7 protein-coding genes, 1 tRNA gene and 2 pseudogenes are annotated in these 7,050 nt (G+C 65.5%); 5 read left to right on the forward strand and 5 right to left on the reverse strand.

Annotated elements, in window-relative coordinates:
* Positions 1–386 precede the first annotated feature (386 nt).
* Both IE275_RS45405 and IE275_RS45410 read right to left on the reverse strand, forming a co-directional pair.
* Complete coding sequence (locus IE275_RS45405) at positions 387–833, reverse strand: hypothetical protein (protein WP_189718570.1); 447 nt, start codon at positions 831–833, stop codon at positions 387–389.
* A 473-nt stretch (positions 834–1,306) separates the two neighbouring features.
* Positions 1,307–1,822, reverse strand: coding sequence for a hypothetical protein (locus IE275_RS45410; protein WP_189718571.1), 516 nt, complete (start codon positions 1,820–1,822; stop codon positions 1,307–1,309).
* 218 nt (positions 1,823–2,040) lie between these two features.
* On the opposite strand from IE275_RS45410, the gene IE275_RS45415 reads away from it, so the two are divergent.
* Both IE275_RS45415 and IE275_RS45420 read left to right on the forward strand, forming a co-directional pair.
* Positions 2,041–2,355 carry a hypothetical protein gene (locus IE275_RS45415; protein WP_189718572.1) on the forward strand — a complete coding sequence of 105 codons (315 nt, stop codon included), beginning with the start codon at positions 2,041–2,043 and terminating at the stop codon, positions 2,353–2,355.
* Positions 2,356–2,613: 258 nt separating this feature from the next.
* Positions 2,614–3,476: pseudogene (locus tag IE275_RS45420) on the forward strand (IS5 family transposase).
* A gap of 195 nt (positions 3,477–3,671) precedes the next feature.
* Here IE275_RS45420 and IE275_RS45425 read toward each other — a convergent pair.
* A complete protein-coding gene (locus tag IE275_RS45425; protein WP_189718573.1) occupies positions 3,672–3,998 on the reverse strand; it encodes a hypothetical protein in 327 nt (108 codons plus the stop codon).
* Between the two features lie 298 nt (positions 3,999–4,296).
* Between IE275_RS45425 and IE275_RS45430 the strand changes: the two genes are divergently transcribed.
* Both IE275_RS45430 and IE275_RS45435 read left to right on the forward strand, forming a co-directional pair.
* Entirely contained in the window at positions 4,297–4,770 is a 474-nt protein-coding gene (locus IE275_RS45430; RefSeq protein WP_189718574.1) for a hypothetical protein, read from the forward strand.
* A tRNA-Ser gene (locus IE275_RS45435) sits at positions 4,723–4,820 on the forward strand. Before IE275_RS45430 ends, IE275_RS45435 begins: the two co-directional genes overlap by 48 nt.
* 148 nt (positions 4,821–4,968) lie before the next feature.
* Here IE275_RS45435 and IE275_RS45440 read toward each other — a convergent pair.
* Both IE275_RS45440 and IE275_RS46710 read right to left on the reverse strand, forming a co-directional pair.
* Complete coding sequence (locus tag IE275_RS45440; RefSeq protein WP_189718575.1) at positions 4,969–5,142, reverse strand: hypothetical protein; 174 nt, start codon at positions 5,140–5,142, stop codon at positions 4,969–4,971.
* A gap of 1,068 nt (positions 5,143–6,210) precedes the next feature.
* A pseudogene (locus tag IE275_RS46710) lies at positions 6,211–6,549 on the reverse strand (DUF1152 domain-containing protein); the annotation flags it as partial.
* 155 nt (positions 6,550–6,704) lie between these two features.
* On the opposite strand from IE275_RS46710, the gene IE275_RS45450 reads away from it, so the two are divergent.
* Positions 6,705–7,034: a hypothetical protein gene (locus IE275_RS45450; RefSeq protein ID WP_189718576.1), complete on the forward strand. Its 330-nt coding sequence runs from the start codon at positions 6,705–6,707 to the stop codon at positions 7,032–7,034.
* The last annotated feature ends 16 nt before the right edge of the window (positions 7,035–7,050 follow it).

Here is a 7,050-nt window from a genome sequence, read left to right on the forward strand (position 1 = left end):
TGCGCCAGTTCGTCGTCGGTCTCTCAGCCATGAGGCTGGACCGTACAGTGCGGGTCTGACAGGGAGGCCGCTCTCCCGGGCTTGTCGGCAGCTCATGAGGGACATGAGCTTGGGAAGCTTGGGTCTCAAGGCGGCGGTTCCTACGGTTGAGCGGGGTTGGAGTTCCTGACTGCCCCCAGGGCGAGTTCCCGCGGTTCCCCGTGGAGCCCCGCAGTATCTGGCACGCGAATGGCACGGCCGTTCCCCTCGGCCGCCCCTCGGCGGAGCTGGGTCCCCGGCGGGGGCCAGTGCATCCTCGGTTCAGCTACAACTGATCACCAGTTGCCGTGACGTGCGGCCGTCAAACGATTAATGCTCTGACTAGCAATGCAGGCCGCTGCGATGGCTCAACTGCTCAGGTCGAAGTCTTCGGGCGAGTCGCCACCCCGGGAGTGCGGCGGCCGCCAGGTCTTTCCGGTAGGCAGGTCGCCCCCGACATCGCGGCGGTAATTCTCCTGGGCTTTCGCGCTGGCCTGACGATCGCCGATGTCCACTAGCGCCCCCCTGACCGAATGCAGCTCCGGACCTCCGCGCTTCGTCTTCTCGTCTGCGGCGGGCTCGGGCTCGGGGGCGGGAATCGGCGGGTCGATCTCGCTAATCTCGTGGGAGGCCTGCTCGTCGTCGGGATGGAGGGTTAGAGCGGCCCATACGGCGAGGACTGCGCCGCCGACGACGAGTATCTTGGGCCCGTTCTTCTTGAAGAAGTCCTTCACCTTCCCGCCCACGGGAGCGGCCTGGCCGTCCTCGGGAGTGGCTTGGTCGTTGACCTCAGGGGTCTCGTCGGAGGCGTTCACCTGCACAGACCTACCGGACCTATCTCTCGGCTGTCAGGCGATTACCGACATCGACCGAACAGTTCAGCGGTGCTCGCCAGGCTGAAGTACGTCTGTGCGTGCCCGACGCTTCCTGAAGGTGCGACCTCCGGCCACCACCGCCGTCCACTGACCTCCTGGTATCGGCCGCTTCGGGGCCACTCTGCGCTTTCACCGCATCTCACACCGTCGTCGCCCTCCGGGCGCCGCCTCCGCTCGACCACGTCATGGCTTCTGAACACTTCGCGCGCGACATCAAACCTGGCTACCTGGCTGCCGCGTCCGCGCTGGCCACCATCGCCGGCGCTTTCGGAGTGGCTCAATCTGCGTCGCCGATCCAATCGGGTGACCTGGGTCTGCGGGGCCGGACACCTGTCGTTGCTGGTCGTCATCCGTCCTGCTGATCCCCCTCGGACGGCCCACCGGCGGCCCAAGCGGGGCTGCCGCAAAGGCATTCAGGCGAGCCCCACGAGCACGCTTCTAGCCGCTGCTGTGAAGGTCGCCTTGCACCGTTCAACCTCATCGATACGGGCTTCACACTGCCCGTCGTACTGCCCCGGAGAGACTAGTCCAGCTCGAACTTCGTCGAGAAACGACCGCAAGTTCAGAGCAGCACCCCATGCCTCGAGGGCGGCCCCACAGACAGACTCCGGTCCTGCAAGCTCGACGCGGCTCTGTGACACGTAGATCTCGTGCGCGCCGCGATCAACAAGTTCGATGGCCCTGTCCAGGACGGCGATCTCGGGTACAGAAGCAATGTTGATCACGTTCAGGGCGCCATCGATTGATTCGTGCGCTTGAAGGAAGGCCAGGTACGCGTCTCGACGCTCGGCCCTAAGGGCGCTGCGGTGCGTGACCCTTCCTTGGTCATCAGCCTGCTTGCGAGCCGCTAGATAGGTCAGAACGGCTGTTCCCACAGTCCCGAGCACACCGACGCTCGCTCCGAGCACCGCCGATATACCTTGAACCATGTGCGTATCGTGCCGTGATTGCGGCCATCAGCCAGCCGGATCCGAAGGTCTGCGATCACCGCATTAGGAGTTCGATCGCTCCCCGGTGCTGCCGGGAAACCACCCGGGCATACTGGCCGTGGCGGACTGCTCAGGAGTGTCGGCGTCCGGCGTCGTTGATGTCACTTGTGGATGTCAGAACGGAGCCACCCGCGCCTGCTCGCTGGCACGATGGTCGCGTGGTTGACCTGGAGCGCATCAAGGCAGAGACGGTGGCGTACTTCCGTGCACTCGATGAGAACGCCACCCTGCGGCACCATTTCCGCCATCCCGACGAGGAGGGCGGTCTGTGGTACATCGAGGCCGTCCCCGACCGCGGAGAGCTGATCGTCGTCAAGCAAGCCGAGCTGACCTCGGCCGGCCAACTCCACCGATACAGCTGGGAGCATTTGGAGGACGAACACGGCGGCCTGACAGACCAAGCGATCGATCCCGCAGAAGATCTGCTGGAGGCCATCCCGGCCGAGGAGTTCCAGCAGATGTGGACTCGGTGAGCGGGCTGGACAACCGCTTTAGAGGTCGTTTTCACCTGTCTCGTCCGCAAATAGTCTGCTTCTTGTTGTGCAGGGGTGCGGTGCGGAAGGGGTACCCCGTTGCGGTTGGGGCGTGAGGGTCGGGTGATGTGTCGTGTGGGGTGGGATATGGCTAGGGGCTGTTTCATCCCAGGATGCCGGGCCTTCGAAGCCCTGCGTGCTTCTGCCGGCGTTGCTGTGCGCCTGGGCGCACTCGGTCCGCGGCGATACATCACGAGCATGCCGAAGCGTTGCCCGTATCCAAGTGATCTGTCCGATGCCCGCTGGGAGTTGATCGAGCCGGTGCTGGCGGCCTGGCGTTTCGAGCGCCGTGGCAGGGCCCTGGACTTCGGCCGGCCGCCCGAGCATGAGCTGCGCGACATCATGGACGCGATCTTGTATGTGGACCGGACCGGACCGGCGTCCAGTGGCGCTATCTCCCGCATGACTTCCCGCACTGGAACACGGTCTACGGCTACTTCACGAAGTGGCAGCAGGAAGGCGTGTTCACCCAGCTCAACGGCCTGCTCCGGCAGCTGTTGCGACAGAAGGAAGGACGGGATGCCGAACCGTCCGCCTGTGTGATCGACGCCCAGAGCGTCAAGACCTCCACCAGCGTTCACGCCTCCAGCCAGGGCATCGACGCAGGCAAAAGGATCGTGGGCAGGAAGCGGAACATCGTCACCGACACCATCGGCCTTCTCCTCTCGGTGCTGGTCACAGCCGCGAGCGTGCAGGACTCCGTCGCCGGCACCCAACTCCTCGACCAGGTCGCCGCCGAGCATCCCCGCATTCGCAAGGTATGGGTCGACGGCGGCTACCGCCAGCACCTCGTCGAGCACGCGGCCACCCTCGGCATCGACATGCAAATCACTCAACGCAAGCCCGGGACCACGGGATTCACCCCGATTCCGAAACGCTGGGCGGTCGAGCGGACCTACGGCTGGCTCATGCTCCACCGCCGCCTGGCCCGCGACTACGAGACCCTCCCCGCTCACTCCGAAGCCATGATCCACATCGCCATGGCCGACCTCATGACCCGCCGCCTCACCAGCGAGAACACCATCTCCTGGCGCGACCCGACACCGCAGACCAAACGGTAGATTCCGGGATGAAACAACGGGAGAAAATGACCTCTTAGGAGCGAGGTTGGGTAGTTGGTGGCGTGAGCTGCGGAGACCTGTCTTGGGGCAAGTCCCCGCGTCTACGCCGTTGTTGCTGCTGAGTCCCCATGAGTCCCCGCCCGGTCTGGCACGAGAGTGGCACGACCCGAATCGCGCTGTGCCTCCCTCCCGCGGTCAGGGCTCTACCAGCTGATCGGGTCGAACGTCGAACTCGATCCGATCGCCCTCTGTGGCCTCCGGCCGTCCACCTGTAGAGACCGTGACGACCTCGCTGCCGTCCGGGTCCGAGGTGCGACTCAAGATTGTGCAGCCGATCGTCACGGCAATGGGGTATGCGGCTCTGGGGCTCAGCGCATCACCGCCACCGAAGATCGGCGGCTTGTCGAAGAAGACCCATTGCCGGCCATGGGCGTCAGTCAGGTGCACCTCGACCCACCCGGGGTAGAAGTCGTCGCCATCATCGAGTGCCCAGCGAGTGGCTTCACACCGTAATGAGGTCATTCCGCCTGCTCTCTGATCCCGGTTTGCCCCAGAACACGCACCCAGTGCGATGGTGTCTCGCGATAGAGGCGAGCTTTGAGATGTGGCCTCATCTTTATCAGGTCGATCACAGGGGACCGTCGACATCGGACAACCCTGCCTGCGCCTCGGCCGATCGTCCACTGAGGTCCGTCGCCGAGCGTTGCTGTTCGTGCTTGTTGATGTCAGCCGCTGATGTCAGCCGCCGCACGCGGTCTTTACAGGGGGCGACGCTGTTGAGCGATTGAGGCTGTCCCTGGTGTGGCGGAGGATGGTGCTCATGTGCGCTCTTTTCGACCCTCCCGAGCCTCGCCGCGTCTCGCCGGGCGAATACCCCGTGTGGGACCAGGCTCTCGCCCTTCTGAACCGGGACCTGGCGGTGACGCTTCCCCAGCTGGAACCCCTGCAACTGCTGGCCCTTCCGTCCCACGATGCCGATGAGCCGGAGAACGTCTACGTCGCCATGGCCAACGGTGAGTGGCACGGCAATTGCCTGGACCCGAACTCACAGGACAGCCTTGCCTCTGCACTGGCGAGCGTCGCCAATGCCGCGCAGGATACCGTCATGGAGCTTCTGTGGCAGGCGTGGCCCCTGTGCCCCGAGCATGGCCTGGGCATGCATCCAAGGGAGGATGCACAGGAGCAACTGTCCTGGTGGTGCGCGGGAGAACGGTTGCTTCGCGGCCCGGCTCATATCCACACGGCGGTGGGCGCACTCGACGCCTTGGGAGAGTCGATTCGTACACGGTCTTGAAAACCGTCGTGGCAGGGATGTCACCGTGAGTTCGAATCTCACCGCCTCCGCACGTGAACGGCCCCTGACCAGCGAGATCGGTCGGGGGCCCTCGACGTGCACGATGCCTGCTGATGACCGCGATTCCCCGTGAGCTCCCGGTCTAGCGGGCACAGATGGGACACGGCCCCACGCAGGCTTTGAGGTAGCAGACAGTGATCATTTCGGCAGAGTGCCTTGCTCTCTGCCGTTGATCGCGGCGGCAAGTGCCAAAGTGGCTTCCACCTGAGCCATCTGGATCACATGATCTGGCCCAAGGCGGCCCTTCGACTTCTGCTCAAGCTCGTCAATCAGTTCCTTGGCCCGGTTTGCGTGCGCCACGTAGTCACTCATATGACCTCCAACATTGGTTGGAGGCAGAGTAGTGATCACCGGCAGTCGACAGAGTGGCTTTGGTGCGCCTCCTTGAGTACACCGTGGCGCGCCTAGCGGAGCGCCTACGACGGGCTCAGCCACATCGCGGCAGCAGCTGCTCCCCGTCAGCCCATTTCTTGGCGACGGTCCGCTCACGCTCCTACATCCGTGACGGCGGCGGTACGGCGGTCCGTCCCCGCCGGCCGTTTCCGCCCGGCGTCGGCGGCCAGCCTCGATGTCACCCCTTCCGCAGCCAGCCTGATTCGACAGCACTACGACGTGGCCGCAGACGGCTCCGCTCCGGCCACGTAAACCGCCCAGCGATGCCGCTCACTGACGAGCCGGACCCGGCTGGGCCCTCTCGTACTCCGCCCGCATATGCACGCAGCGCGCCGCCTGTCGGGGCCGCCGCTGGCGAAGACAGGGCGGCGGCCCCGACAACAAGGCGGCGCGCGCCCGCGCCGTGCGCGGGCCTTGAACCTGTGAAGAAGGTTGCTCAGGGGGCGCTTGGGATGTGTCCGGTCCCTGTTGCCCCTGTGACGTGGGACGCAGCGGCCCCGTGCGAGTTCGGCGCACTACCCGCAACGAAGGGTGCACGCTGGGTAGCTTCGCCTTATGGGATGGGGAGAGTTGGCCACAGCTGTCGTAGGAGTACTGGTTGGTGTTGGTGCGACCGAGGCGGTTCACGCCCGGCGCGCACGCATCGAGAATCCTGCGATCCGCCTCACGGTTCGTGCTGCTGGTCCTGAAGGAACGTACGTGCTGAGCAACCTTGGGTACGCCAGTGCTCACAAGGTGGGCGTTACGGCCGGCCGAGTCTCGCAGAGCGGTCGCTATCGTCCAACCAGCCCCGTCAAGGATTGGAGGGAGGTGCCTCCTGGGGCCGAGTTGCAGTTCGTGGTACCTGCACACCTCGCGCACACCAACAGCGCCGTGCTCATGGTCGCGTGGCGCGAAGGAACGAAGCCCACTACTCGCCATCGCCAGCAACAATGGCCGATCGTGTGAATGGCTTCCGCCGGCTCCGACCAGTCTGATCTGCCGCTGGATGCGCCAGAGTGGGGCCGTGTACTGCTCCGTCCGGCTGTTGATGAGCAGCTGGCGCAGATCATCGCGCTGGGAGCCGTCGAGGTTCAGGACCTCGGTGAGGTGGCGGAACGTTGTGGTAGCGACTCCGCGGTTTCGGGCCTCTGCCTCGAACTGGGTGAGCTGGTGGAGTACCGACTCGGCGTCGAGCCTCGTCGGCGGTTGCTCCTTCAACTAGAGCGCCTTGTTGCGCTCGTAGTCGACTTCGGAGAAGCCGCAGATCTCGCGGCTCAGTGCCTCCACCTCGTCCAGGGTGGTGGTCGCCATGATGGCTCGGGCCAACTCGTTGCGGTTCAGGGCTGCGGGCCCTTCGGCGCCTGGCGTTCAAGGGCGCGGCCGCGACCGAGGAGGACTGCGACGACCTGTACGACTGCGTCGCGCCGGGCACCGGGCGGCTGCCCTCCCTCACGACCGCCGCGCTGCCGTTCGTCGTCGATCTCGCCTGCGATCCGCGCATGGGCGCCCGCGACACGCTCGCCGAACTGCTGGTGAGCCTGGCCGCCGTGGCGGCCGAGGCCCGGCCGGGCGCGGTGGACGCCGGCTGGTACGAGGAGTGGCGGCGGCAGTACCCGCGGATCCGGGCCCTGCTCGCCGACCCCGTGCCCCAGGTGCGCAGGGAGGCCCTGCCGCTCGCGGACGGCGTCGCCAGGGCCTGCTCGAACTGGCCTGCTGCCTCATATGCCTTCGCCGCCTCCGAACTTCATTCTGAAAGATCAGTAAGGGGCGGCGACGCACCGGAGTCGGCAGGAGGGTGGCGAAGTCGGGTTCCTGCCCTTCCGAGCTGAACTCAGGTGAGGTCGA

Source organism: Streptomyces phaeofaciens, assembly GCF_014648915.1.
Taxonomy (GTDB): domain Bacteria; phylum Actinomycetota; class Actinomycetes; order Streptomycetales; family Streptomycetaceae; genus Streptomyces; species Streptomyces phaeofaciens.

Coding starts and splice junctions, on each gene's coding strand:
- IE275_RS45410 (WP_189718571.1), bottom strand. CDS start 1,822: ATGGTTCAAGGTATATCGGCGGTGCTCGGAGCGAGCGTCGGTGTGCTC.
- IE275_RS45450 (WP_189718576.1), top strand. CDS start 6,705: ATGGGCGCCCGCGACACGCTCGCCGAACTGCTGGTGAGCCTGGCCGCC.
- IE275_RS45430 (WP_189718574.1), top strand. CDS start 4,297: ATGTGCGCTCTTTTCGACCCTCCCGAGCCTCGCCGCGTCTCGCCGGGC.
- IE275_RS45440 (WP_189718575.1), bottom strand. CDS start 5,142: ATGAGTGACTACGTGGCGCACGCAAACCGGGCCAAGGAACTGATTGAC.
- IE275_RS45425 (WP_189718573.1), bottom strand. CDS start 3,998: ATGACCTCATTACGGTGTGAAGCCACTCGCTGGGCACTCGATGATGGC.